The following is a 25,653-nucleotide window of genomic DNA, read 5'->3' as shown; positions in this document are numbered from 1 at the left end:
AACTTTAGCGTAAATATAGAATGAATACCTTGCATTTTCTGCACGAAAAAGTCAGTCGGGTATGACGACTAAAGCGATATGTACAATGGATTGAATCATTTCATGCACTCCTCTAATTTAGATAAACGGTTTAGCAATGAACTTATAACACTACATCATTGTAGCACTTCAGAGAAATAATAGCGCCAAAAAAGGATGCAAAAAAGCTTACTCCATCTTCAAGAAGTGGAGTAAGCTTTTTAAATGTTTGCTCATGTTTATATAATCATGGAAGCCTAAGTACTCTGCTTGATGCATCGCACTTCATTAGCTTATTTATTGAAAGTAATCTTCTCCGAACCACCATCAAGAATGATCGACGTGTCCCGCGGCTTCGTTTCCGCGATTTTGCGGCCGCCTCTGAACGAATAAAGCACTCCAGCCTGTTTGCGAATAGCCTCATATTCGTTCTCTGCTTCAAGAACGATGAAGTTAGCTGGCTTACCTTCTTCAATACCGTACATATCTTCAATATGCAACGTTTTTGCACTATTTTTCGTAATGAGATCGATCGAATTCACGATTTGATCGTAACCGAGCAACTGTGAAGCATGGATACCCATGTGCAGCACCTGAAGCATGTTGCCTGTGCCTAGCGGATACCAAGGATCAAAGATATCATCGTGACCAAAGCACACATTAAGACCGGCTTCCTGCAGCTCTTTGACGCGAGTCAGCCCTCTTCTTTTCGGATATGTGTCGAAGCGTCCCTGCAGGTGAATGTTGACCAAAGGATTGGAGACGAAATTTAGGTCAGCCATCTTCAGCAATCTAAACAATTTGTACGTATATGCATCATTGTATGAACCCATTGCTGTCGTATGGCTTGCCGTCGTGCGGGAGCCCAGTCCACGTTCGTAGGCTTCTTTAGCGACCACTTCAAGGAAACGGGATTGTTCGTCATCGATTTCGTCGCAATGGATGTCGATGAGACGGTCGTATTTTTCCGCAAGGTCAAACGCAACCTTCATTGAATCAACGCCATACTCCCTCGTGAACTCGAAGTGCGGAATGCCGCCAACCACGTCAACACCCATCTTCAGCGCCTCTTCCAGCAATTCTACACCGTTCGGGTAGGAGTGAATGCCTTCCTGAGGAAATGCAACAAGTTGGATGTCAACGAATGGTGCCATTTCTTCTTTTACTTCAAGCATCGCTTTAACTGCGGTCAAGCTTGGATCGGTGACGTCCACATGTGTCCGTACATGCTGGATACCCTGTGCGATCTGCCATTTCAATGCTGTTTTGGAGCGCGTCTTAACGTCTTCATGCGTTAGGAATGCCTTGCGTTCAGACCAACGCTGGATGCCTTCGAACAGTGTTCCGCTCAAATTCCATTCCGGTTCGCCCGCTGTTAACGTTGTATCTAGATGAATGTGTGGCTCAATAAAAGGAGGTAGTACAAGCGAGCCGCCCACATCAATTACTTCCTCATTTGCTGTTACTTCCAGTGACTGTGTGATTTGCTCAAACTTTCCGTCTTTCACGACGATATTCCAGAGACCTTCTTTACCCCGCAATTTTGCGTTCTGTATAATCATTTATATTCCCCATTTCTTTAGATTCTTTCGCAGGAACGATCAACATCAAGACGATGTAAGCCACTGCCGTACCGATCAGAGCGTTTAGTGGCGTAATTCCTGGAGCCAGTTGGGCGAAGGCAACGCCGATAGCCCAAGCAATCATCGCTATCCAGTTTACATTCTTAAATGTCATGTCAGCAAACGGTTTATAGTTTCTACGCTTCACAAAGAAGTAGTCTGCGATGATAATAGCCCCGATAGACGGAATCGCTGCGCCCAGTACATTCAGGAAACCAACGAAATTGTTGTACATCCACATCGCAAATACGGTACCCACGATGCCGTTTACTACTACGAAGAACTTTTTCGAAATCTTAGTGATGTTGGCAAAGCCCAATCCGGAAGCGTATAGGGCGTTATCGTTGGTCGTCCAGATATTCAAGCCCAATACGATGATCGCAGGAACGATCAATCCTTGCAGGAACATAACCTCCGAGATATCTGACAGGTTATAAGCCATTGCACCGACTGCGCCGAACAGGAACATGAGTGAGTTCCCTAAGAAGAACGAAATGACTGTTGCGGTAACCGCCTGCCGGGAAGTTTGAGAAAACCGGGCAAAATCTGGCGTTAATGTTCCGCCGCTAATGAATGATCCGATACAAATGGTCAATGCAGCTGCCGTGGTGAGCGACTCTGCTGGCATATAATCTAGCAAACCTTGCAGACCGCCCAGCGTGTCTACTCCCTCGAACACGGAGTAACCGCCGAGAATGGCAATAGCCGGAACCGCTATATAACCCAAAATAACGAGCGATTTCATACCGAAAATGGCTGTTGCTGTCATTGCGAAACCAAACAAGAAGATTAACAGGTATACGTTCCAATCCATCGCTTTGGCGACCGGAACTGCAAACATGGCCACACCGACACCGAACCATCCGACCTGTGTGAAACCAAGCAGGAACGAAGGCAGGTACGACCCTTTCGCACCAAACGAATATTTTGCCAGCAAATGTGTGGAAAGTCCAGTTTTGGCTGCGATATGTGCCAGTGCTCCTGTATAGATGCCAAGTACCAAGTTACCCCCAAGTACAATAGCAATGAACTCCATGAACGTCAGGCTGACTCCGAGTGTTCCCCCAGCAAGCATGCTTGCCGAGAAGAAAGTGAATGCCAGCATTACGGAAAATGTCTTACGAAAATGGTTTCTCTGCGTTTTCGGCACCGCTTGCCACGAAAACTCTTGATCTTGTTTACTCATCAGAATACCTCCAGGATAAAATCTCCTGATACCAAAAAGCAGAAAAAAGAGGCTACTCATCAGGTTCAAACTGACAAGTAGCCTCTTTTTTTCATCATAACCCGCGCGAAGACACAGAGCATCCCATGAGGGTATACGCCCTGATTAACGCGAGATTATAAAAATCCGCTGCCCTTGCCAGCCTCTCTGGACTGAATTAAAGGTACCAGTGTTCAATTACTATCTATTATTTTGGAAAAACGCATGAATGTCAATGTTAGTATTATCCAACGATTACAACAAGTATCGAAGGTATCTTCGAGAAATCAAGCTTTTATTGTATCCACAAAATCATTTCCCTTTTCAATAAATAGCTTCTTAGCTACTTTTCCAATAGCAGCCGTGGATACTCCATCTGCAGTCCCCCCGATAAGACCACCAGCCAATGGTATCATCTTGCCGAGATTTACTACACCTTTAGTTCCAAACTTAGTAAGTAAGCGGAATCCTACTTTTTGATTTATTTTTGTAATCACGGAACCAGAAATCTTTTGGATTGCCGCTTTGGTTAACTTCTGACCGATAACAATCCCTAAATCCTTTAAGATATCTTTTACCCCGTTACCACATAAACACATGTAAACAAAACTTTTTACTTTATCATCTTGAAGATCATAACCTCCCATGTGAGCAATTGCTGCAATCATTCTCATTTGAACAAATAGTACACTTGCTAGATTCGCAGGTATTGCTGCTGGAAGAGTCACAAGTCCCCCAAGTCCAGTCAAAAAACCAGAAGTAGCAGATTTAGATGTTTGCCACCTAATCAGTGAGTCGGCTGCTTCTTCAATCGATTTGGCCTTGCGTAAATAACTATTCGCTAGTTCTTCAGCCGTATCAGTACCTGAAAGGCCGTTGAGGGCTTTATCATATGCCCAGTCCAATGCTTTTATAATGATTTCTTGATTCATTTTTGCCATCTTCTCTTCCCTCTCTGACGGTTAATTATATGAATGCTCATGGGAAAGTATCGAACTTCTTTTTCTACCACTCAATTCAAACATTGTACATCAATTTTTCAAAACTCGCTTTGGTTAAGCAGAGTTAAAAAAAACCACTACCCTAAAGTAGTGACAACCCGTCGATTTATGAGAGGGACGGAACTTCAAATATAGTAATATATAGTTCATGTTTATGAACTACTACTTCTGTTAACTGACCAGCTTCAAACCTACAGCAGATCCAAGTACCATCGCGATAAACAGAATTCTTAATATATTTCTCGGTTCTCCGTAAAAGATCATGCCAAGAATTGCTCCACCGGATGCCCCTATTCCTGTCCATACGGCATATGCTGTACCCATTGGAAGGGTCGCCATTGCCAAACTTAGAAATATAAAGCTTAATCCAAAACCTGAAATCAATAAAAGCACGGAAGCTATGTTACGGTCTTTATTGAATTTATTAATCATGAGGACTCCGAACATTTCAAATAGACCCGCTAAAATAAGAAAAAACCAATCCATGAGTTATGCAACCTCCTTTTTCTTATCTTTGCTTACCAATTTTAGTCCAATGACACCTAACAACAGTAGTGCGATGAGCATCATCTTCTCCATTTGAACGGGATAGCCAAACAGAAGAATTTCAGCAAATACAGTACCAGCTGTACCTAAACCAACGAATACGGCATATACGGTTCCTACCGGCAAGAAGCGCGATGCTCTTATCATCAGCCCAAAACTCACAATAATAGCAATAAGTGTACCTCCCCATTCAAGAAATCCACTAGCATGCTTCAATCCGATGACCCATCCCACCTCAAACAATGCAGCGATAATAACAGAAGCCCAAGTTTTATTCATTTACTCCACACTCCTCAATAAATTTGCGCTACAAGTGTTTATCAAATGTAGCAAAAATAAAAAAGCCTGGGTAATAAGCTGTCTTTCGACAGTTTATCTCCCAGGCTTTTATCCCTCCGTGACACAACTTTTCAGTTGTGAGTTATCTCTCGGACCTGCCCGATATAATATCGCGGAACCCTAGATAACATTCGTGTAATTCAATTTTCATTCAAATTATACACACTTATTCTAATTTTACAAGCCAATTTATATAACATATTATTCCATTATGCCAATTTGTCTTGTTATATCAGTGTTTTAGTCATTATAAAATCAATTTGTTCTTCATCACCCATATAAAAAGCGTGTGCTCCAGTTTGAACAAAACCCATTTTTTTATAAAATGCAATTGCATTCTCATTCTTCTCCCACACGCCGAGCCAAACCATCTCTTTATTTTGTTCATTGGCAATTTCCAACGCTTTATTTAGCAGGTATTTTCCAAGCCCTTTCCCTTGAAATTTGTTTCGAATATAAATCCTTTCGATTTCGAGTGAATTATCGCCCATTTTTTCGGACTGAGCATCATTTATATTGACCTTCAGATATCCAGCAAGTCCATCATTGTAACAGACGAAATAAAATTCTGAATTGATATGGGATAATTCTTTCTCCAACTGATTCGTGGTAAACGCTCTATCCAAATAGGCTGTTAAATTTTCAGGTGAATTCTGTTCTTTAAAGGTATTGTTGAACGTTTCAATACTTATTTCTTGAAGTGCTTTGATATCTTCTAAGGTACACTTTTTTATCTTTATAGTCATTCTATATATAGCTCCTTTATAGCAATCAATAGTTTCTCTTGTTTCCCTTTTTTACAAAATTTTTGTTGTGTTCGTCATCTCTCTTCTCAATAAAGCCGTTAATTTCAAGTTTTATTATGGCACGAGCTGCGGTTGTTCGAAAAGCCGCGACCTCCGCGACTTCTTAAGTATATCTACCCTAACTGGAGTTTAAAAGCTTTACTGGCGAAGAAGTATGCAATGATCATGATACCGACACACCAGGCAAGCGCGATCCAGATATCGCTGCCAGCAGACCCTTCATACAAGTGGGCACGAATCGTATTCACGATGGAGGTCACGGGTTGATTTTCAGCGAACACACGAACAATTTTTGGCATGCTTTCGGTGGGGACAAAGGCTGAACTAATAAACGGCAGGAAAACCAGCGGATACGAGTATGCGGTCGCCCCTTCCATAGATCCCGCTGTCAATCCGGGTATAACCGCTAGCCAAGTCAGAGCCAGCGTAAACAGTCCAAGAATCCCAGTTACCGCGAGCCAATCCAAGATACCAGCACTGGAACGGAAGCCTATCAAGAGCGCGATGAGGATAACCACCACGACAGTAAGTGCATTGGAAACAAGTGAGGTCAACACATGAGCCCACAATACCGATGAGCGCTTGATGGGCATCGTAATGAAACGTGACATCAGCCCACTCTTTACGTCCGTATACAGCCGCACGGAAGTGTAAGCGACGCCTGAAGCTATAGCCATCAGTAAGATTCCCGGTAATAAATAATTGACGTAGTTGTCTGTGCCAGTCTCAATAGCGCCGCCAAAAACGTAAACAAACAGCAGCAGCATCATAATCGGTGTAATCGCCACCGTAATAATCGTGTCCGGGCTTCGCATGATGTTACGCATTAAACGTCCAAGTAATATCCCTGTTTTGCTATTCATTTACCTCTCCTCCTTGTTAGCGATGATCGCGAGGAATATTTCCTCCAATGTCGGCTGCTTCTCAATGAATTCCACTTTCGCTGGAGGGTACATCTCTTTGAGTTCTGTTAGTGTACCGGTTGTGATAATTTTTCCACCATGCAGGATGGCGATACGGTCCGCAAGTTGTTCCGCTTCATCTAGATACTGGGTCGTCAACAAAATGGACGTGCCACCGTCAGCAAGCTCCTTGATGGTATTCCAGACCTCAATCCGTGCTTCGGGGTCAAGCCCTGTCGTCGGTTCGTCGAGAAAAATGACTTCTGGTGTCCCGATCAGACTCATGGCGATGTCAATCCGTCGCTTCATCCCGCCAGAATATTTGTCAGCTGGGAGGTTGGCCGCATCGGTCAGGCTAAATCTCGCAAGCAGATTGTCAGCAACTTGAGCAGGATTCGAAACTCCTCGCAACTTGGCGATCATCAACAGGTTTTCCCGTCCGGTGAGCATCCCGTCTAATGCTGCGAACTGCCCTGTAAGGCTGATGCTCTGGCGAACTTGATCCGCTTGACGCTGCACGTCATAGCCGCAAATACTTACTTCACCGCCACCGGGCTTTATCAGCGTTGAGAGGATGTTGACCGTCGTTGTCTTGCCCGCTCCATTTGAGCCCAACAATGCGAATATTTCACCACGCCGCACCTCAAACTCCACCCCCTTTAAAACTTCCTTGTCTTTAAAGGATTTTTTTAACCCTCTTACAGAAATCGCTGTATTAATCATACTTTTTCCTCCTTATAAAAACGTAGCAAGAATGCTTGAGAGATCGAAAAATGACGGTCAAGCATCTTGCAGAGCTAGATTGCCTTTTTCACTATATAGTGTGACTGATAATAAGTAACACTTAGTACTGAGGTAAAAATATAACTGAATAGCAAAGGCGGCAATCACTTTTGTAACCAGCTAATCAGTCGAATCAATCTATTGAATTTATTTTTTTCCCAATCGATTTATGATACTCTTATTCAGATCTTCACGATACTTGGCGACATAAGTCTTAGCGTTTGCGACTAGTTCGTCGGCAAATGACGCTACATCTTCTCCGGTGATTTCCAGCACTTGTCTACCGTCCGCTACACCTGCTTCGAACAAATCGATTAATTCATACTGAATGTGCAGCATATCCATTCCGTTGCCTGTTGCGAAATTCCACATATAGTTTTGAATTTTCTTAAATACGAATTGGTAGTCCTCTGGCAAGGCATCAACCCGTACCATCATCATTTTGTACTCTTTTTTATCACCAATTAGTTTCTTAAACATTTCCATCATATTATTTTCCTCCTTCAATTTTAAAACTGAAATCTAGCTTGACTTCAAGCTGTTGATTTTCGATGATACAAAATCCCATTTTTCCCAAAACAAATCAAGCTCCTGACGACCAGCCTCGTTAAGAGAGTAAAACTTACGGGGCGGTCCCATATCTGAAGGTTTCTTTTCGATGTTCACCAGTTTTTTCTTTTCTAATCGTACGAGGATGGTGTATACCGTCCCTTCCACCACTTCGGAGAAGCCTAACTCGTTCAGTCGGCGAGTAATTTCGTATCCATAGGTTTCATGGCGGCTGATGATTTCCAGTACGCAGCCTTCCAGCGAACCCTTCAGCATTTCAGTTAAATTTTCCATGTTCAAAAGCCTCCTCTATTTCGTCCCTCCTCTAATTAGTCTGACTAATTTTCAGTACAGCATAGCACCAAGGGGAATATTTACTTATTAGCTTATTGGAAACCAAGAGCTATTAAGTATTACTTATTACAGGTACATCGTATCACTGAGTAGCAGGTGGCGTCAACCATTTTTTTGAAAACTATTTCGCAATCACATTAAATTCTTCTAATCAAGCCAAGTATTTATTTTCTAAACATTGATTTATGACAAGAACTTATATACCTACAACAAAAAAACCGCAACTGATGCGGTTTTGAGTATTCTATATGCTTGAGAACTAAACTTCAATGATGATTGGCAAGATCATCGGCCTTCTTTTGGTCTGGCTGTATATAAACTTACCAATCTGATCTTTGAGTGTCTGTTTAATTAAATTCCACTGACTCATTTCTGAATCCGTCAAATTGTCCATAACCGAATTCACACGTGTAAGAATTTGACTCATCAACGCTTCGGAATCCCTAACAAATACAAACCCCCTGGAGATCACTTCCGGTGCCACAAGCATATGACCTTCCGTTTTACTCAGTGTGGTAACGATAATTAACATGCCGTCTGAGGATAGCTGTCTGCGGTCCCTAAGCACAATATTCCCTACATCGCCTATCCCTAAGCCGTCTACCAAACTGTTCCCTGAAGGGATTGCTTTACCAAGCAACGCCTTACCCCGCTCGATTTCAACCGTATCCCCATTGCGTATAATAAAGACATTATCATTCGGGATGCCTACTGACTCCGCCAACAACCGATGCTGATACAGCATCCGAAACTCTCCATGAACGGGGATTAAATACTCAGGCTTCATTAAAGTCAGCATTAATTTGAGCTCTTCTTGGCTGCCATGTCCCGAAACATGCATACCTGATGAAGACCCTGACCCATAGATCACCTTTGCCCCACGTACATACAAATTGTCAATTACACGCGACAGATTTCGTTCGTTACCTGGAATAGGCCCAGCTGCAATGATCACGGTGTCACCAGGTGAAATTTCGATATGAGGATGCCTAGAGCTGGCTAACCTGGAAAGTGCCGCCATGGGTTCACCCTGACTTCCTGTACATAAAACGGAGATTTTACTAGCTGGATACATCTCAGTCTCGTCTGGTTCAATCAGCAGATCTTCCGGAATGTTTAAGTAACCGAGATCTTTTGCTACGGATACAACATTGACCATGCTCCTGCCTAGAAGAACTAGTTTACGTCCTGTTTCGACCGCTGCATCCACAATTTGCTGAACCCGATTCACGTTGGAAGCGAAGGTAGATATAAACACCCGCTGATCCGCCCTTACGAATGCATCTAGAATATGTTCGCCAACCAAGCGTTCTGAAGGCGTAAAACCCGGTCTCTCTGCATTTGTACTTTCCGATAGGAGTACCTTAACCCCCTGCTTACCAATATCAGCCATGCGATGCAGATCCGGATAAGGGCCACTCACCGGTGACATATCAAATTTAAAATCGCCTGTATGTACTACATTTCCTTCCGGTGTCTGAAAAACAATGCCCAAGCAATCTGGGATACTGTGGCTCGTAGAGAAGAAAGAAACCTGAATTGCTCCAGCTTTAATAGCGGAATTGGCATCGATGACATGTAGCTCAGCGTCTCGCAGAAGACCGTGCTCTTTAAGCTTGATTTTTATGAGACCGATCGTGAGCGATGCTCCATATACCGGAATATTCAATTGCTTTAACAGATAAGGAATCCCACCAATATGATCCTCATGCCCATGGGTTACAATGAGTCCTTTGACTTTACTCTGGTTTTCCAGCAAATAAGTTATATCCGGAATTATAAGGTCAACACCTGGCAGACTTTCATCTGGAAATTTAGATCCGCAGTCAATGACAACAATATCCTCATGATATTGAAGCATATACATGTTCTTCCCGATTTCATTCACACCGCCTAAAGCAGCAATTATCAAATTATTAGCAGTTAGACTCACGTTCTGGCCCCTCCTGTCATATTGCCCTAATTCTTCATGCTCCTATTATTTGGTGCTTTTCAAATGTTATTCACCTATGATTATTTCTTATTGTCAAATCATACTAAAGCCCGTTAGTTGAGAAAAGGAAAGGCAGCCGATCGCATGTTGACCGGCTGCCTTTTCCCTATATCCTCTTATTTGAATGAGTGCAACTTATTGCTTACTAAAAAAGTAATTACGGAAATTCTTAATATGAGAGTAGTTATATCTTGCAATTCTTATGCTTCGTTTTAGGTTCAGGTCCTCTTTATACCAAAGTGATCTGAGTACCTTCTTTTGCTTATACAGTTCTTTTATTTCTTTAGATAAGTTCGGGTCAGTGACATACTTTTGTAATACAACTTTCGGAACATTTGTCCAAAGACCAGTCTGTTTACCGTATACACATTCTTCATCTTTACCATAGACAACATTGTCTATTAGTGCCTTTAACATATTAAGCCCTGCTGCTCTGACAAATAGACTGCTTCTACCAAGTCGAGGATTAATTTCAAACATCATATACTTACCTGTTCTGCTATCATACTTCATGTCAATATTGGAAAAGCCGACATAACCGATTTCTTCTAGGAAAGTCTTAATTTTCTGATATAGTTCCATATCCGAACGAGAGATAATGGCTGCGTAGTTTCCTAATGTTTTTGGTGCATATTCCTCAAGCACAGGCTGTCCGAGACACATCATTTTTACTTTTCCATTATCATCAGAAAAGCTATTGATAACTCGCATAGAATTGTCTCCACCAGGGATAAATTCCTGAATGATTAATTTCCCTTTATAGTCAGACGCATTCATGCTTTTAACCATGTTTAAGTATTCATCTTTAGAATTAAAGAAAAAGACCTTCTTCTTGCCCTCAAATTCACTATGCAAATATTCGTAAGCATTGCTGTTTTCTGGCTTTACAACAATAGGAAAGGCAAAGTCCATTGTATCCAATGCTCTTTCACGCTCATGCGGCTCACAAACAATCGTTTTCGGATAATCCAGTCCATGTTTTTCACATAATTTATAAAACTTATCCTTTGTATCAAACGTATCAAGCAATTCCTCGGAAACAAAGTGATTCGCAATAAGACCTTTGAACTTGGAATAATGTCTTGTCAACAGGCCAGCATAGTAATCCGAACAAGGTATAACAACTATTTTTTTACCGGGAGCTGCATGTTTCTCCAATACGGATAGTAGAGCTCCGGGAAATACTTCATCATTGTCAAAGCGATCGATTTGAACGAGATGAAACAAGTTACTGTTCATGGTTGGTATCAACAGCCGTGTGCACAACAAAAGCGGCTTAATTTGATAAGTCTCATGGATAATTCTTGCGTTACCATATGCATTTTCATCGCTGCCTAGTATAATTGGTAAAAAATCGTTATGTCTCATATCTGCTCCTTATACAACATGTTCTAATTCCGCTGTGGCGGTTATGGTATTGTCGCTCTGTTTAATTATAGATGATGTTGAGAACTAAACACCACCCCTCATTCATTCATACCTCTCGATAAATATAATTAGGTACTAGATTTATATACAAAAGCTCCGCGAGCAGCTCAATAATTGTTTGGGTTACAACCACAGACGCTGCGACAGTGGCCATCTCCCCTGGCAAGGTCAGAGCAAGAGGAAGTACAACTAGCGAATTGCGAGTTCCAGCACTGAATATAAGAGCTCTTCCGTCAGATGGACCAATACCGAATAAAGCTGATATTATTCTTGCAATTACAGGGGATAGTATATGAAATAACAAATAAATTGGTATAACCGCTACTATTATACTAAAATCCTTTACAACCTTGTCAATTTGAGAGCCTATCACCAAAAAGAGCACAATTGCCATAAACGGGACAGGCAACCATGCTGTAAAGTGTAAAGCTTTAATACCGCCAGCGTTTCTTTTAGCTAAAAATTGGATGACCAATGCAAAGAATAAAGGGACCATAATTAAGTAAACAAAAGCTTCAACGAATGGACCGATCCTTACGATTTCAGATGCCTCAGTACCTATGAATAGCCAAAGGTAAATAGGTAGCATAATCATTTGGACAACAAATAGAATTGGAGTAGACGCAAGAATTAACTTTTCATTCCCTTTGCCCAACTGAGTAAAAACAATAACATAATCTATACATGGTGTTAATAGTACCAAGCAAACTCCTATCAAAACTGGGCTAGGCTGGGGAAAAATCTTAATTAATATGAACACAAGCAAAGGAATTAATATAAAATTTACAAGCAGTAAAGCTCCTATGAAGCGCCTATTAGAGAGTGCCTCCCTTAATTTAAGAAAAGGAATTTGACTAAACATACTGAATAAAAGAATCGCAATCACAATTGAAACTAAGGGTTCTAATAAGCCTCCTATTCGTGGACTTACCAAACCAACAATTCCCCCAATTATTAAAGCCACGGCATACACGCCGACTTGGTTCTCTTCTAAACTCTCCCGAGAAAGCAACACTACACTCTCCTCTTCTTTATTCGAATTATATCATAAGTGTTTTTTTGACGAGAAATGTACTGCTCCATTCGTAATCAGTTCAATTAGATTAAGGAACATAAAAAAGCAGCTGATCATATGGATTAGCTGCTTGTGTAACTCATTACATACACAATTTAAAATCTATTTTCCCATTACAGCAAAGTAATTTTCTTCATGATCAGCGAAGTTAAAGACTCTGCCGGAAGGAAGTTCAACGATATCGCCAACTGTGACATTTTTAGTCTTCAAATCGTTATATAATTCATCGATGTTTTCCGTGAAGTACATGATCGATGGTGTTCCTAGATTCATTCCAGGATTCATTTGAGCAACGAGTTCCTTGTTATGAAGAACTATGCTCGTTGCTGCACCTTTAGGAGCAACTTCGATCCACTTCATCGGACCGTTCACTTCTTCAGCAATAACCTCAAACCCTAGTTTTTCTGTCCAAAAATTTTTAGATTCGTCTTGGTTGTTCACATACAACATAACTTGGCCAATTTGACTAATCATTTTTATACACTCCTTATATGTACTTATTTAGGTTCAGGTTGCATAAAGAATTTCCCCGCAACAGAATTATAGATCCTGGATATACCATGCGTCACATGCGAAATGCTCGGAGCCGGCCAGCGGTGATTTCAACATCTGAAAACCATGTTTGGTATAAAAGCGATTAGCTGCCTGCATATTTTGCAGCGTTTCCAGATAACAAGCCTTATAATGCTGTTTTGCAAATTGGAGTGCGGTCTGCAACAACTCTTTCGCAATTCCTGTTCCTCTAGCTTCTTGTATTAAATACATCTTCTGCAGTTCGCAGATTTTATCCTCAGCGGAGCCAAATTGTGCGATCCCACACCCGCCAAGCATCTTGCCGTTTTCATCGAAAGCGACCCAATAAGCCCGACCCTCTTGGTTATAGTAATCGAAGAGATGGCTTAAACTTTCGTCTTCCCATGCTAACCCTGCGCGGTTTCCGCCAAAATCAATTAAACACTGCCGGATAATCGCTTCTATGTTGCTGTTGTCTTTAGCTTGAATTGTTCTTATGTTCATTCTAGTAGCTCCATTTCATCTCGATGCTCTTTTTTTCTAACCCTACTTGATTATTCCTATTATAGAACTACACCGCGCTATCTCCAACCAAAAATATGTTAGTGTAAGAGCTTAATCCCTATAGGATATCCCCGTTCAAGAATCGCACAAATTTTCAGTAAGCTGATGAGGATTTATTGTTCAAATAATTCGAAAATATATTCATATGATTCATCTATTGTTTTATCTTCATAGTAAACATCAGTTAGCGCCTTGTTAACAGCACTATCGAAATCATTGTACCAATCTGGAATAGGATACGCCTCAACAGCTGATCCATTATCCACATCATAAATCATGGATACATCAAAGTTCTCATTATAAGATCGATTTAGAATAGATATTGTTTTATCGTTATAAAAAGTTGGATACGAGAGAGGATAGCTACTAAAATGATTATATTTCCCTCTGGATTCAATCATTTTCAAAGTATATTCTTCACTAAATATATAGTTCATTATTTCCAGCAGAATATCTTTATTGTCACTTTCTTTAACCAATGCCAATGAGGATTGTCTTATATTTTGCTGTTCACCTTCAACTTTATTAGGCAAAAAAGAAACTTTTATCGGAAAATCGGCCTTTATTTTCATAGGAGATTGTGCATTCCATTCTCTACTGAAATTCTCATTTAAATATAACTCCATATTAAAAGAATTAGAAAACATCATCCCATAATCGCCGTTAGAAAAAATATTATCATTAGGGTAGATTCCGTTTTCATACTCTTCATAACCTTTCCCATAATCCCTAACCATAGTAGCAAAAAATCTATATAACGCTTTCCATTCATCATTCATAAGTTGCCCGTCTTTATAAAATGGTGTTTCTAAATTATAACCAAACATCCTTAATTGAGATCCTATAAACAACTCGTCTTCGTCAACATTCTTTACTGCAAATGCTATAGGACTATAAGTGCGATCTTGTTCTTCTGAGGAAGATCTCAACTGATTCAATGTATTCAGAAATTCGCTATAATCAGGATACAAGGGTAGTAAATCAACACCGAGATCATTAAAAACATTTTCGTTCTGCAAAACAAAATACATGGTATTTATTACTGGAGAAATATAATATATTCTTCCATTACCGCCTTTTACACTACTATTAAGAACCCCTTTATGTAAATTACTCTTATTCTCTATGTGATCAGTTATATCAAATAATAGATTGTCTTTAACGAGGGGAGCTAATTTGTTTGGAGTTAATCCAATAATTAAATCCAGTTCACCGTTTTTCACTTTTTTATAGGTATAATCAATCACGTCTTGCTCCGTTAAGGCCCCCTTTTTGGTCTCGGGATACAGCTCTTGTAAGTCAACTTCGATATTAAACTTCTCCTCTAAATCTCTTTTGAATTGTAAATATTCATATGTGGAATCATTCCCGACATCTGGTAGACCAATAGAAATAGTGGTCTTCTTACTACTATTTTCTTTAGAGTTATTTGTCACATCAAGTACCTTACCACTTCCATCATCAATAATACGTAGATTTTTGTCATCAATGAGGTGTATTGTGCCATCCTGTTTTAAGATTTCATGCTGCTCCTTTAATCCGTGAGCTACGGATTTGCGAATCAACCCTTGATTCTTAAACACCAACGAATACAGATCATACTCTCCAGTCTTTCGATTCGAATAATCAATGGTTACAATAAGTAGATTCTTGGGTGTCCACTTGAAGTCTAATGCGAGATCATGAGTATTCATATTAATGTCCTTTATGCCTAATGGAATCGTGGTTTTATGTCCCGAATAAACACCAGTAATCTCAAGATCTCCGTTGGCTGCACTAATCATATAGCTGTATCCCATCATGCTGCCATAAAAGGTATCTTTATAATTGTTAAGTCCAGTCACAGTTACCTTCCCTGTCTTTGTGTCCCGATTGGACACTTCTCCATCTAATGCAGATGCGAGGAATCTAATTGGCACATATAGATGACTAATATACCGTACAGGTTCTCTGCCCATATCCACTTTTCGACCATCTACTTCCGCAATTCTGCTTCCCATGTGGACAATAATCTGCTTCTTATCTCTCTTGAGAACCGCCATATTGTCATTTTTCATCTCCCATTGCAGACCTGCCCCGCTGCCTAGCGAAAAAAAACTTCCATAAGTCACTCCGTCCTTATGTAGCGTCTCAATATGCGAAGTGCGGCCATCTTCCCATTGCAATTCCAGCTCGACGTACTTGGAAGCCGCCTCAGAATGTTGAGCTCCCAGCGGTAAAACCACTGATATCATAAATATAATGAGAACCGCATTTTTCCAAAGTTTCATTAGCAAGCAACCTCCTCCCACTAACTGTAAATTTCAATACTACTTTATAACGATAATCTCTTAGAAAAAGTTGTGCATGATCCCTCACTGCAACAAATCTGTTCATATCGCTCTCAGAAAGAAAAATAAAAGAGCTGCGAACGATCGCTGCTCTTCTCAATAATTCATTAGTATTGTCCTTTAATTACAAAAAATGAGCCTCGAATGGTCCCCGCTAATTTAGATTTCTGTCTAGCAAACTTAAACTTCCCCTCTAACTCCTGTGGTACCTCCATCCCTTCAGAAAGCTTAAAACCAACGGCCCGCTTCTTGGGATCATCAACCGTATACATGACATTGAGTCCGAGACCATCCTCGTAAAATACGTAGGAGAACTGGATGTTTTCCACTTGAAAACGCGATGTTTCTAAAGGTTTAGCTGAAAACTCAATATTACGTTCTTCTTTCAAGATTCGTATTACATAATCAAGAGTCTCCTGGCTTTCGCTGGCTGGTACAACCGTAAACTCATGTTTATATTTGTTCATAAAATAACGGGCTTCGTTCGCTCGTAAACCAGCAAGCGCTTCGGCTACGGGTGAGGACTCTAAACCAACCATAGATACATTTTTAAAATCAACGATGTAGGACATTCTAACCCTCCTAAAAGTTTTGCGAGCTTTGCTTCTTGGATCTACTTCGCGCAAAACTCGCATCGGAAGCATTCACCATAGTTTTGCGAGCATTGCCTCTCAGATTTACTTCGAGCAAAACTCGCTTCGGAAGCATTTACCTAGTTTTGCGAGCTCTACTTCTCAGATTTACTTCGAGCAAAACTCGCTTCGGAAGCATTCTGTTATCTCTTATTTCCTTACAACAGGAATCCACATTTCCCCATACACGAATCCGTTCCGCTGTCCCATCTCAACCGTTGCATTCGGCCCACCGACATAGGCAACATTATTTGCTTCTGGTAAGGCTTGACCAAAAGCAATACCAGTAAGCATATTACTCAACTCGTCAGCCGTCTTCCCTTCCCCTTTTACAACGAGGTATTCCCCCTTAGGAAATTGAATGGCCCTAGTAGCTTCCGGTAGAGATGCTTCCGTCATAACGCCAGCATAATGCATCATCTTGTTATTCACTGCTTCGTTAACGGCAAAAATGTACTCATTTTCGGCTAAAGCCTTTAAAGTATCAAGCCTTCCATCTTCTTTGACGGCTGACCAAAAATCTGCCTTTTCCTTATTTATGCCAGCATAATCTGTGTAATCGCTCTTAAGCTCAGTCCCAATTCCTAAAACGGTAAAACTGTCTTTTTCCTCCAGAGTATAATTTGCCATATTCAAAACCTTCCTTCTAATAATTTATCATGTGATTTGTCATTTCACTTGATAGGTTTATAATAGCCTTAAATCATGTCAAAAAATGATACTGTTTAGGAGGTCTCAATGAAAAAGGTTGAACGGATTAATATCATCATGCGGTACATCAATAACCGCGCTCACTTTACGATTTCTGAAATCATGAGAGAGTTTAACATCTCACGTTCAACTGCTATTCGAGACATCAGAGAAATTGAAGCTATGGGTATGCCGCTTGTCGCTGAAGTTGGAAGGGATGGGGGTTATTTTGTCATGAACAACTCTGTCTTGCCTACGGTCCGCTTTACCGATAATGAAATTAAAGCCCTATTTATTGCTTTTATGGCCACAAGAAATCAACAGCTTCCTTATTTAAAGAGTCGCCAGTCTTTAGCGGAGAAATTACTTGGCCTCATCTCAGAGAACCAGCAGGATGACCTTGTTCTTTTAAATCAAATATTGCTATTTGAAGGTACCAATCCCAATAATCCCGACTTACTTGATCTGTCAGATCTGCCCCATCCAATGTTAGAGAAACTCATCCAAATCATTCTGTTGGACAGCTATTTATTGGTTTCGATCCAAGAAGAGAACGAAATAAAGTCTTATCCTATTTATCTGTTGCACTTATACCGTGAAAAAAGCTTATGGCTAATTGAAGGTTTTGACTTAGAGGAAGGAAAGAGACGGATTATTCCTGTCGATCATCTTATCAATGTAGAACCTTATCCTACGAAAAAAAGAGTAAACAAGAAAAAGATATTAGAACAACTATCCAAGCAAGAGGAGGAAGTTATTAACCTGATCATTGAACTTGGTCCCAAGGCGATCGCCCAGTTTAAAAAATATCATCCTTTAAAGTTATCTATTTCATATACGAATCCTTATCAAACTACAGCCACTCTAAAGACTTTTATCAATGTTCATCATTCAGAAGAACTAAGCGAAATAACAAATTGGCTGCTGTTCCTAGGTAAAGATATTCATATCAGGAAGATACCCGATGAAGTCTTAGAAGGTTTACAAGACAGAATAAGCTTATATCTCCCTTAAGGATAGCAATTGGTATATGCTACTGCTCTTGTCCACCCTGAAAAGATGTTTCATCCTGTTGTACCTTACGTCCCGCAGCCTTGGCTAACTCTAGTAGCTCTGTTGCATCATCTTGAGGTTTGTATCCGATCAATTCCTCTAAATAATCTATATTGTAGTAATTATCACGATTAGCGGAGGTGCCGTACAGATTTAAATACTTTAGTTCGTCATCTGCTTCAATACAACAAATAATCAACTGGAGCATATCACGCTCAGATATCCAGATATGACCCGCTCGCTCGGAATGAGGACGATCATCTCCAGGAAAGTTACCAATACGAATATTTACCGAAGAGATCTTACCTTGATCCGAATATAGTCGGCCCAGCAGTTCAATATAGCATTTGCTTAAACCATAAAAGCTATCTGGACGGTATGGATCATCAGGATCTATCTTCTCGTAGGTCTTATAAAAACCCGTCGCATGATTGGAGCTTGCGAATATAATGCGGCGCACGCCATTTTGTACCGCCGCCTCAAACAACTTGTATGCACCACTCACATTTCCCGCCAACACCTTACCAAGAAAATCCCCGTCGTCCTTAATCCACGCAAAATGAAGCACCGTATCCACTCCTTGCGTCAGCTCTCTCAGCTGTGCTTCGTCCACGATGTTCAACTGCACGATGCCTTGCTTCTCGTCCGCTTCTATATCCGTTCCGACTATGTCATACCGATTGTCTTTTTGCAGCTCCTTATAGATTACTTTCCCTATGGTACCTGCCGCTCCTGTTAATAACAGTTTGCGTTTCATTCGTTTCAGGCCCCTTTCTCGCTTCATCGTTTCGCGAATACTATAGTCTTATTAATTACCCGTTAGGAGAAGGAATTATACGATAATATCTAGGTTTCTCCATTGGATATATATGAAATCAATAGAAAAAAGTCGCGTATTCCGCGACTTTTAGCATGTTAAAAAATAGTTGGTACCATTCCCCCATCCATACGAATTGGGGAACCTTTAAATGCGGATGCATAAGGACTACATAAAAATGTTGCAAGTCTGCCTATTTCAATAGGCTTGATAAATCGCTGTATTTCAGATTGAGGTATGTTTGTAGTCATAAATCCTTTCTCTTTTTCCGAAAAGCTCATATTTTCATTAGAGTACATACCATCAATTATTTGATACACATTTTCTGAAAGTGTTGGTCCTGGCATAATTGAATTGACTGTAACTTCTGTTCCGATGGTTAATTTAGATAAGCTTTTTGACAAAGATAATAGCATTGATTTGGTCATACAATACTGAGGCATTTGTCCTGAAGGCATAATTGCTTCTTCACTCGCAATAAAGATAATGCGGCCGTAATTCTTCTTCAACATTTGAGGCAAATAAAGTTTAGATAATCCATTTGCAGCAAGCACATTTGTGCGGAAGTAATTTTCCCATATCTCATCGTCAACTTCTTCATATGGCATAATTTCATAAATACCTGCATTGTTAATTAAAATATCAATACTAGGATGTTTGGCAAATAAAGCTTCTCTTTGCTCAATATTCACAATATCGGCCGTAGCATTTTGTGGAGAAGTATCGGGGAAACCTGCCTTAATTTCATTCACAGCTTGTTCTACCTCATCGTAATTCCGTCCATTTATCAGGACATTAACACCTTCTTTTGCCAGTTCAATAGCAATAGCTTTTCCTATGCCTTTAGATGATCCTGTAACTAGAGCTGTTTTACTGTTTAATCCCATATCCAAGTTAGATTTCCCCTTTAAATTCACTTATGTCAGTTTGAAATTCAATTATTAGTCCCGTGCATTTCTTAACTATTCTTAAAATATCAGGCTTTATTTAAATAATCAGTACGCCAGTTCGCAGGCGTATCATCCTCCCAAAAACGGAATGCGCGGTAGAATGAGTTCTGGTCTTCATATCCAATCAAGAAAGCCACTTCTTTAATGTCGAGTGAAGGGTCTGCCAAGTACTCTCGGGCCTTCTCTTGTCTTGATTTTGTCAACAGATGCTTGAAGCTCGTATTTTCTTCAGCTAGCCGACGCTGCAAGGTGCGATGGCTCATACCCAACTCATTCGCGATAGTCTGAATGTCGGGGCGGCCTGCAGTGAGACTACGTTTCATAATCCATTTGACTGTCTCGGTAATTGATCGGCTACTCTGCTGTTCATATAATGATTGGTCCAGAGCAGGAGTCAAGATCTCGAGTAACTCTTCATTATACGAAACAAAGGGACGGAGCAGATCACTTCGATGAAGCGTCAGCTGGTTACATGTTGCACCAATCTGAATACGGCAGCCAAAGAAAGCTTCGAGGCTCTTTATATCACCCATTTCATGTGTAAATTTAACGCACTGAGCCGTCAAAGGTTGTCCCGTGCCCCGCCGCCCAAGCTCCAGAAGAAATGCCAGCGTAATTCCAACCAGCATCGATGGACCTGACTGATCGGTATTCAGCCATCCGAGATCGATTGTACAATGCTCCTTATTTTCAGCGATGCGTAAGCTTTCAGGGGGACAAAGTTGTTTGTACCGAGCCATTCGGTAAAGCGCATCACGGTAATCACGAGCATGATAAGTCGCTAAGACACTCGGAGGGTACTGTGATGCTTCAAAGACGGTTGCTAGTTTGATGATTGCATTCGCAGTGTCACCTACTAGATCGGAATAAGCTTGCCAAATCGCAAAATATTGTGCGGTGGTAACTACAGGTTCCGTAATAATGGCAAGCGGCAGTCGTGCTTTGCATGCTACATCGCTAGCTGCAATCCCCAATTGATGTAATCCTGTCCAAAATCCTTGTGGAATTTTAATTCGGTCAGAGGCATGAGACTTCATATATATGGTCCTCCTTAAACTAGTTCAAGCTGCAATTTAGTATCCTGCCTATTTAATTGGACAGTTACTATATTATCCCTCTAATGACTCTTTTGTAACTAGCGGTAAGCGACATGTTTCTTGCCGGATATGCCATAAATAATATGTAACGCATGCAGGACAATGCTTAACCATTCTGCCTGCTTATGAGATCTTTCTTGAATCCTTACGAACTTCTTAGGGCATTATAATTTTTGGACCTTATTCAGTAAAGATGAGTCCTTAAAAAATGAGGGAGTGATATTAAATGACTAAAAACAAAAGCAACAATCGAAATGGTGCATCTGAACGTAATAACACAGATGACTTTAATGCTGGAGAAACCGTAGGAACTGTTGGCGGAGGTGCTGTAGGTGCTGTCGTAGGTTCAGCACTTGGTCCAATTGGAACCGTTGTTGGCGGAGCTGTAGGCGCAGCACTAGGTAATAAAGCGGGTGATGTTACAGGAGATACCGACGAAAAGCAGCAAGATGAATAAACAGATATCAGCCATCTGTTAGTAAAGAAAGGATTTAGCTGAAATAATGCTGTATCCTCGCTTACTTGGATTGGTGTCGTGAGTATAATCGTCATTTTGGCTTCTGTTGTTTAAATCAAAAGCATGCGAATCATTTTTTTTGATTTCGCATGCTTTTTGGGGTTATAAATGTTATGAAATTAATCAATCTTACAAGCTATCGTGTCAGGTTAGCTTAAAAGAATCAGCAGAAAACCGAAAGAGAAAGATCACTTTGTGTATTTCAATGAAAAATCAAGAACACGCAGAGAACGCTTTAGCTGAATCATATCCTCAAATACAGAAGGGATTTCAGGCAACGCTGGAATATCCATTACCGGTTTCTTGTTATTTTTTATAGACTGCGCAAGTCCTGCGAAAAAGTGTTCATACTTCCCAATTCGTTCTCTTGGAACATTATTAATATTATTACGAGACGCAGCTAATAACATGTAACCAAGATGTAAACTATCCCCAATAGCAGGCCATAAAATTGTTGTTCGTGCATTTCTTCTCATCGATTCAGCAAATGCGTTGTCATACACAAGTCTCAGTTGAATAAGAGAATCTTGAAGTTTTGCTTCGATTGATTTTTTCACTTGGTTACTTTCATGGTTTAAAATGGCTGATAATAGCTCTCCTTCCTTCTCAACAGTATCCATAAATACTAAAGGTAGTCTTTTTGATGCCGTCTTCCTCCATAGCAACGAAGTACCTACGATTGCTACTAGACTTCCAATGATAATATCAACGATCCTAGCAGAAATAAAATATTCGCTTGTCAATGCTGGTTGTAATGTTGAGCCGATTAACAAAGTACTGGGTGTAATAAAGATAACAGCTAATGAATAATTCCGACCGTAGATTAGCTCAACAATAAACTGCAGACTAGCTAATATTAACGGAATAGCTAAGCTTTGAGGATGAAGCCATAATAAAAATGCGCCTATAATAATCCCTATGATTGTTCCCACAGAACGCTGAATACCTCTATGTAGATTATTGACGTAGGTTCCCCCACCCATAACAGCGGCACTTGATAAAGGTACCCAATAAGAGCGGTCAAAATGGAAACCATATGCAATGGCGGCTGAAATAATAAGAACGATTCCATATCGAAGTGCTATAAAGGGGGTATTGGATCCCGATTTGAAAACATTTTTCAGCAGCAATCGAAATCCTACTTTTGTTTCTAATTCCTCAGGATTCGCCGTAGAATGAATAACGGTTTCTGAATTAATCTCAAAAGCAAGCTTAATATTAAGATAGAGATTACTTAAGGAATTATTTAATTCGTCATCCACTGGTTGCACTGCAAATCTTACTTCCTTCTCTTTTCCTTGTAACTGATTAGCTATGATTTGTAGAGATTTGCAGAGTTGTTCCTCTACTTCATGTTTTGGCATTAATGAGACATCAAGTATGGAAAGAAAGATATCCTTAGCCTGGGCATTAAGGCTTCTTAATTTTTCAGTAAATTGTTTGTCTTTCTGTCCGAATAATTTCGAATTTATTAATATATGATCAGCCTGTTGCATAAGAGAAGCCGTTTGATGCTGTAAGCTAGTATAATGTTCAGTCCCGGTTGCAGATAGTAGATTTGCCAGACTATGATATACGGCTGAGATTGCTCTACTTTCCGTGCGGTGAGGATTTTTAATAACCCCAGCCATTCCTACAATCCAAGCAAACAATCCACCAAGGAATAGAATGAACGCATTTTGGAGAATTTCATTCAGATTCGATGTCATAGAGGTACCGACCGCATACGCTAGAACAAAGAACATTCCGCCCGGTCCAGTAATCCGAAAAAGATTAAACATAAGGGTAGATAATCCCCCTACTATACCGAACATGATCACCATTAAACTCGTATTGTAAGAGCAGAACGCTCCAAGCGTAAAGGAAGCTGTTAATCCAACTGCAATCCAAAATAATCGAGCAGCACGCTGTGCATATGTCTCATTAGATACATATAAAAAAGTAAATCCACCTATGGAAGCCAAAATTCCTAAGGCTGGGTTCCCCATTAAGATACCCAACAAAGCGGGAGTTCCTACACTGATAGCAGATCCAACTCCTCTAAACCAATTCAAAGGAATAGGCTTTATCCGGAAGACCTCTTTGTACGTTGTTCTCTTTGGGAACGTGTGTTTAGCACGTCGTCTATAACTGTAAGTATTGTGACTATTCATATTTATTTACCTCAATTCAAAACTAATTGCCCATATCATTTATCGCATTTTTTTCAAACTGCTGAAGCACTTTGGTAAAGATCGTTAATTCTTCATTTGAAATTCCTTCTAGTATTTGTTTAAACACCTCTTCTAAATGTATATAGATCGCATTTCTTAGTTCGGTTCCTTTTTCAGTAATGAAAATGAAGTATGAGCGACGATCTGTGTGGTTCATTTTACGAATAATAATTTGATCTCTTTCCAATATATCAAGTATCTTTGCCAAGGTTGCAGGGTCCTTATCCGCTAGAGTTGAAAGCTCTTTTTGTCTTATACCATCATTTTCATACACTCTTTTTAATACAGTCCACTGCTCTGGTGTAATGGAATAACTTTTAAGATGTACTGTTAGAAAACGAAGTATCGATCTGCTCGTTTTAGTTAAGGAATACCCGTAAATTTCTTCTGTACTGAGATTCATCTGTACCTTCCCTTTCAAATTAATATGTCTACATATAATATGTATACAAATAATATGTATGCTAATTAATTATAATCTTAATATTAATATAATTCAAACTTTTATAGCCATACCCTTGTTGCTTTAATTTCATAAGAAAAGTAGACCTCCTTGATAGTAGGTCTCTTCCGAAGATTAAACCCCTTGATCACACCCAACGATTTGGTACGAATTGCGACCTTGCCGTTTCGTTTAAAAGGTTGTATTTCTTTACTAATGGCGACGATATTCGATATCTTAATCCTTCTTGTCGGGAATTCCCCGCTGTCTGCAGATTCTGCAACGACGGTTTTTAATCCTACTTTTGTGATCACCGAGAAAAATGCTTTTTTGTTTCTTTCATTCAAAAATAATTGATCGCCAATCGATGATATGAGAAATTGTCGAAACGTAATCCGCTTAATCTGGCGGCATTTGGATACTGGCATATATTCTCCTCCCCATATAATAGATTCCAGATATCATATGAGATCTTGATCCGTATTGATTGTATTTAAGTCAAAATAGTTGCAATCGCCGTTCCCTCACTGATGCCTTCTTCATACATTATGATGATTCAGATTATTGATTTGTAAGGAGATGTGAGGATGAATAAAGGAAAGCGCTCATGCAAGAACGTACACTGCTCACAAACCACCAGTCGTTTTCAGCATCGGATGTCTGGCAACACATCCATTACTGCTTGACATCGACATCGCTTTCGTAACTTAACCGTTCGCTTTATTCCTGGTGTAGGTACACATCGTCATACGTTCAATGGGATTACTCAAATAGCTGACGGACATAGACATCGCTATTCGGGTATAACTGGACCCGCAATCAATGGTCAAGGACCTCGTCACTTCCATCGTTTCCGTCAATTGACTCGATTCGCAGACGGTCATAGGCACCTTATATCTGGCAGAACAAGTGTGCCAATTCGAGTGAGTGGTACTAGACTTCATCGTCACGATATTATTATTGAAAGCATTAAACGCGTTTAATACAGATAAAGGTTCTCCCTATGGTCTATTTCCCCGGGGAGAACCCTACCTTCCTAACTAACTTGTTATGTCTCTAATGCCCATTTCGAATACGCGTAAGGCTTCTAATTTAATGGAAGAAAAAGAGGACAAGCACTAGGGTACATAAATCAAAAAAACCACATAAATGGTCATACCCCTGTCAAGTAGACAGAACAAAAAAGACACCTTTACGCAGCAACCGTTTCCCGGT

General features: G+C 40.2%; 27 protein-coding genes, 1 pseudogene and 1 riboswitch. Of the genes and pseudogenes, 3 read left to right on the top strand and 25 right to left on the bottom strand.

Annotation, left to right across the window (positions count from 1 at the left end; all coding sequences use genetic code 11):
* Positions 1–311: 311 nt before the first annotated feature.
* The 19 genes and pseudogenes from ACFQV5_RS00140 to ACFQV5_RS00050 form a co-directional block, all read right to left on the bottom strand.
* Positions 312–1,580 carry a cytosine deaminase gene (locus ACFQV5_RS00140; RefSeq protein WP_379242371.1) on the bottom strand — a complete coding sequence of 423 codons (1,269 nt, stop codon included), beginning with the start codon at positions 1,578–1,580 and terminating at the stop codon, positions 312–314.
* The gene (gene codB, locus ACFQV5_RS00135; RefSeq protein WP_379242369.1) at positions 1,549–2,826 is read right to left on the bottom strand and encodes a cytosine permease; all 1,278 of its coding nucleotides are present in this window, start codon (positions 2,824–2,826) and stop codon (positions 1,549–1,551) included. The genes ACFQV5_RS00140 and codB overlap by 32 nt, the downstream gene beginning before the upstream one ends.
* A gap of 305 nt (positions 2,827–3,131) precedes the next feature.
* Complete coding sequence (locus ACFQV5_RS00130; protein ID WP_379242367.1) at positions 3,132–3,785, bottom strand: EcsC family protein; 654 nt, start codon at positions 3,783–3,785, stop codon at positions 3,132–3,134.
* 231 nt (positions 3,786–4,016) lie between these two features.
* A complete protein-coding gene (locus ACFQV5_RS00125) occupies positions 4,017–4,331 on the bottom strand; it encodes a DMT family transporter (protein WP_379242365.1) in 315 nt (104 codons plus the stop codon).
* Positions 4,332–4,334: 3 nt separating this feature from the next.
* Complete coding sequence (locus ACFQV5_RS00120) at positions 4,335–4,670, bottom strand: DMT family transporter (RefSeq protein ID WP_379242363.1); 336 nt, start codon at positions 4,668–4,670, stop codon at positions 4,335–4,337.
* Between the two features lie 95 nt (positions 4,671–4,765).
* A riboswitch (guanidine-I (ykkC/yxkD leader) is annotated at positions 4,766–4,865 on the bottom strand.
* A 92-nt stretch (positions 4,866–4,957) separates the two neighbouring features.
* Positions 4,958–5,476 (bottom strand): spermidine/spermine N(1)-acetyltransferase, encoded by a 519-nt coding sequence (paiA, locus tag ACFQV5_RS00115; protein WP_379242361.1) that lies wholly within the window; start codon positions 5,474–5,476, stop codon positions 4,958–4,960.
* Between the two features lie 25 nt (positions 5,477–5,501).
* Positions 5,502–5,615: pseudogene (locus ACFQV5_RS00110) on the bottom strand (MarR family transcriptional regulator); the annotation flags it as partial.
* Between the two features lie 34 nt (positions 5,616–5,649).
* Positions 5,650–6,399, bottom strand: coding sequence for an ABC transporter permease (locus tag ACFQV5_RS00105; RefSeq protein WP_379242359.1), 750 nt, complete (start codon positions 6,397–6,399; stop codon positions 5,650–5,652).
* Positions 6,400–7,161, bottom strand: coding sequence for an ABC transporter ATP-binding protein (locus ACFQV5_RS00100; RefSeq protein ID WP_379242357.1), 762 nt, complete (start codon positions 7,159–7,161; stop codon positions 6,400–6,402).
* A 207-nt stretch (positions 7,162–7,368) separates the two neighbouring features.
* Positions 7,369–7,710, bottom strand: a complete 342-nt coding sequence (locus tag ACFQV5_RS00095; RefSeq protein ID WP_379242355.1) for a DUF1048 domain-containing protein — start codon at positions 7,708–7,710, stop codon at positions 7,369–7,371.
* A gap of 33 nt (positions 7,711–7,743) precedes the next feature.
* Positions 7,744–8,064 carry a PadR family transcriptional regulator gene (locus tag ACFQV5_RS00090; RefSeq protein WP_379242353.1) on the bottom strand — a complete coding sequence of 107 codons (321 nt, stop codon included), beginning with the start codon at positions 8,062–8,064 and terminating at the stop codon, positions 7,744–7,746.
* A gap of 319 nt (positions 8,065–8,383) precedes the next feature.
* The gene (locus tag ACFQV5_RS00085) at positions 8,384–10,057 is read right to left on the bottom strand and encodes a ribonuclease J (protein ID WP_379242351.1); all 1,674 of its coding nucleotides are present in this window, start codon (positions 10,055–10,057) and stop codon (positions 8,384–8,386) included.
* Positions 10,058–10,252: 195 nt separating this feature from the next.
* Complete coding sequence (locus tag ACFQV5_RS00080) at positions 10,253–11,344, bottom strand: carboxylate--amine ligase (RefSeq protein WP_379242349.1); 1,092 nt, start codon at positions 11,342–11,344, stop codon at positions 10,253–10,255.
* 247 nt (positions 11,345–11,591) lie between these two features.
* Complete coding sequence (locus ACFQV5_RS00075) at positions 11,592–12,560, bottom strand: arsenic resistance protein (protein WP_379242347.1); 969 nt, start codon at positions 12,558–12,560, stop codon at positions 11,592–11,594.
* 162 nt (positions 12,561–12,722) lie between these two features.
* Entirely contained in the window at positions 12,723–13,094 is a 372-nt protein-coding gene (locus ACFQV5_RS00070) for a VOC family protein (RefSeq protein WP_379242345.1), read from the bottom strand.
* Positions 13,095–13,160: 66 nt separating this feature from the next.
* Positions 13,161–13,637, bottom strand: a complete 477-nt coding sequence (locus ACFQV5_RS00065) for a GNAT family N-acetyltransferase (RefSeq protein WP_379242343.1) — start codon at positions 13,635–13,637, stop codon at positions 13,161–13,163.
* Positions 13,638–13,810: 173 nt separating this feature from the next.
* Positions 13,811–15,967 (bottom strand): stalk domain-containing protein, encoded by a 2,157-nt coding sequence (locus ACFQV5_RS00060; protein ID WP_379242341.1) that lies wholly within the window; start codon positions 15,965–15,967, stop codon positions 13,811–13,813.
* 167 nt (positions 15,968–16,134) lie between these two features.
* Positions 16,135–16,599, bottom strand: a complete 465-nt coding sequence (locus ACFQV5_RS00055; RefSeq protein WP_379242339.1) for a phage tail protein — start codon at positions 16,597–16,599, stop codon at positions 16,135–16,137.
* Positions 16,600–16,809: 210 nt separating this feature from the next.
* Positions 16,810–17,289, bottom strand: a complete 480-nt coding sequence (locus ACFQV5_RS00050; RefSeq protein WP_379242337.1) for a GyrI-like domain-containing protein — start codon at positions 17,287–17,289, stop codon at positions 16,810–16,812.
* Between the two features lie 108 nt (positions 17,290–17,397).
* On the opposite strand from ACFQV5_RS00050, the gene ACFQV5_RS00045 reads away from it, so the two are divergent.
* Positions 17,398–18,363, top strand: coding sequence for a helix-turn-helix transcriptional regulator (locus tag ACFQV5_RS00045; RefSeq protein WP_379242335.1), 966 nt, complete (start codon positions 17,398–17,400; stop codon positions 18,361–18,363).
* 19 nt (positions 18,364–18,382) lie between these two features.
* On the opposite strand, the gene ACFQV5_RS00040 is transcribed toward ACFQV5_RS00045, so the two are convergent.
* The 3 genes from ACFQV5_RS00040 to ACFQV5_RS00030 form a co-directional block, all read right to left on the bottom strand.
* Positions 18,383–19,159 (bottom strand): NAD-dependent epimerase/dehydratase family protein, encoded by a 777-nt coding sequence (locus tag ACFQV5_RS00040; RefSeq protein WP_379242333.1) that lies wholly within the window; start codon positions 19,157–19,159, stop codon positions 18,383–18,385.
* A 158-nt stretch (positions 19,160–19,317) separates the two neighbouring features.
* Complete coding sequence (locus ACFQV5_RS00035) at positions 19,318–20,112, bottom strand: SDR family NAD(P)-dependent oxidoreductase (RefSeq protein WP_379242331.1); 795 nt, start codon at positions 20,110–20,112, stop codon at positions 19,318–19,320.
* 83 nt (positions 20,113–20,195) lie between these two features.
* Positions 20,196–21,206, bottom strand: coding sequence for a helix-turn-helix domain-containing protein (locus tag ACFQV5_RS00030; protein ID WP_379242329.1), 1,011 nt, complete (start codon positions 21,204–21,206; stop codon positions 20,196–20,198).
* A 286-nt stretch (positions 21,207–21,492) separates the two neighbouring features.
* On the opposite strand from ACFQV5_RS00030, the gene ACFQV5_RS00025 reads away from it, so the two are divergent.
* The gene (locus tag ACFQV5_RS00025) at positions 21,493–21,723 is read left to right on the top strand and encodes a glycine zipper domain-containing protein (protein WP_379242327.1); all 231 of its coding nucleotides are present in this window, start codon (positions 21,493–21,495) and stop codon (positions 21,721–21,723) included.
* Positions 21,724–21,971: 248 nt separating this feature from the next.
* Here the strand turns inward: ACFQV5_RS00025 and ACFQV5_RS00020 are convergent, their stop codons facing one another.
* The 3 genes from ACFQV5_RS00020 to ACFQV5_RS00010 all read right to left on the bottom strand — a co-directional run bounded on the left by ACFQV5_RS00020 (position 21,972) and on the right by ACFQV5_RS00010 (position 24,866).
* On the bottom strand, positions 21,972–23,837 hold the full coding sequence (locus ACFQV5_RS00020) for an FUSC family protein (RefSeq protein ID WP_379242325.1): 1,866 nt from the start codon (positions 23,835–23,837) through the stop codon (positions 21,972–21,974).
* 121 nt (positions 23,838–23,958) lie between these two features.
* The gene (locus ACFQV5_RS00015; protein WP_379242323.1) at positions 23,959–24,399 is read right to left on the bottom strand and encodes a MarR family winged helix-turn-helix transcriptional regulator; all 441 of its coding nucleotides are present in this window, start codon (positions 24,397–24,399) and stop codon (positions 23,959–23,961) included.
* 101 nt (positions 24,400–24,500) lie between these two features.
* A complete protein-coding gene (locus ACFQV5_RS00010; RefSeq protein WP_379242321.1) occupies positions 24,501–24,866 on the bottom strand; it encodes a hypothetical protein in 366 nt (121 codons plus the stop codon).
* Positions 24,867–25,160: 294 nt separating this feature from the next.
* Between ACFQV5_RS00010 and ACFQV5_RS00005 the strand changes: the two genes are divergently transcribed.
* Positions 25,161–25,421: a YmaF family protein gene (locus ACFQV5_RS00005; protein ID WP_379242635.1), complete on the top strand. Its 261-nt coding sequence runs from the start codon at positions 25,161–25,163 to the stop codon at positions 25,419–25,421.
* The last annotated feature ends 232 nt before the right edge of the window (positions 25,422–25,653 follow it).

Source organism: Paenibacillus sp. GCM10028914, from assembly GCF_042666275.1.
Classification (GTDB): Bacteria; Bacillota; Bacilli; order Paenibacillales; family Paenibacillaceae; genus Paenibacillus_AQ.
The sequence above is the reverse complement of the archived record's forward strand: the minus strand, read 5'-3'. Positions and strand labels throughout refer to the sequence as shown.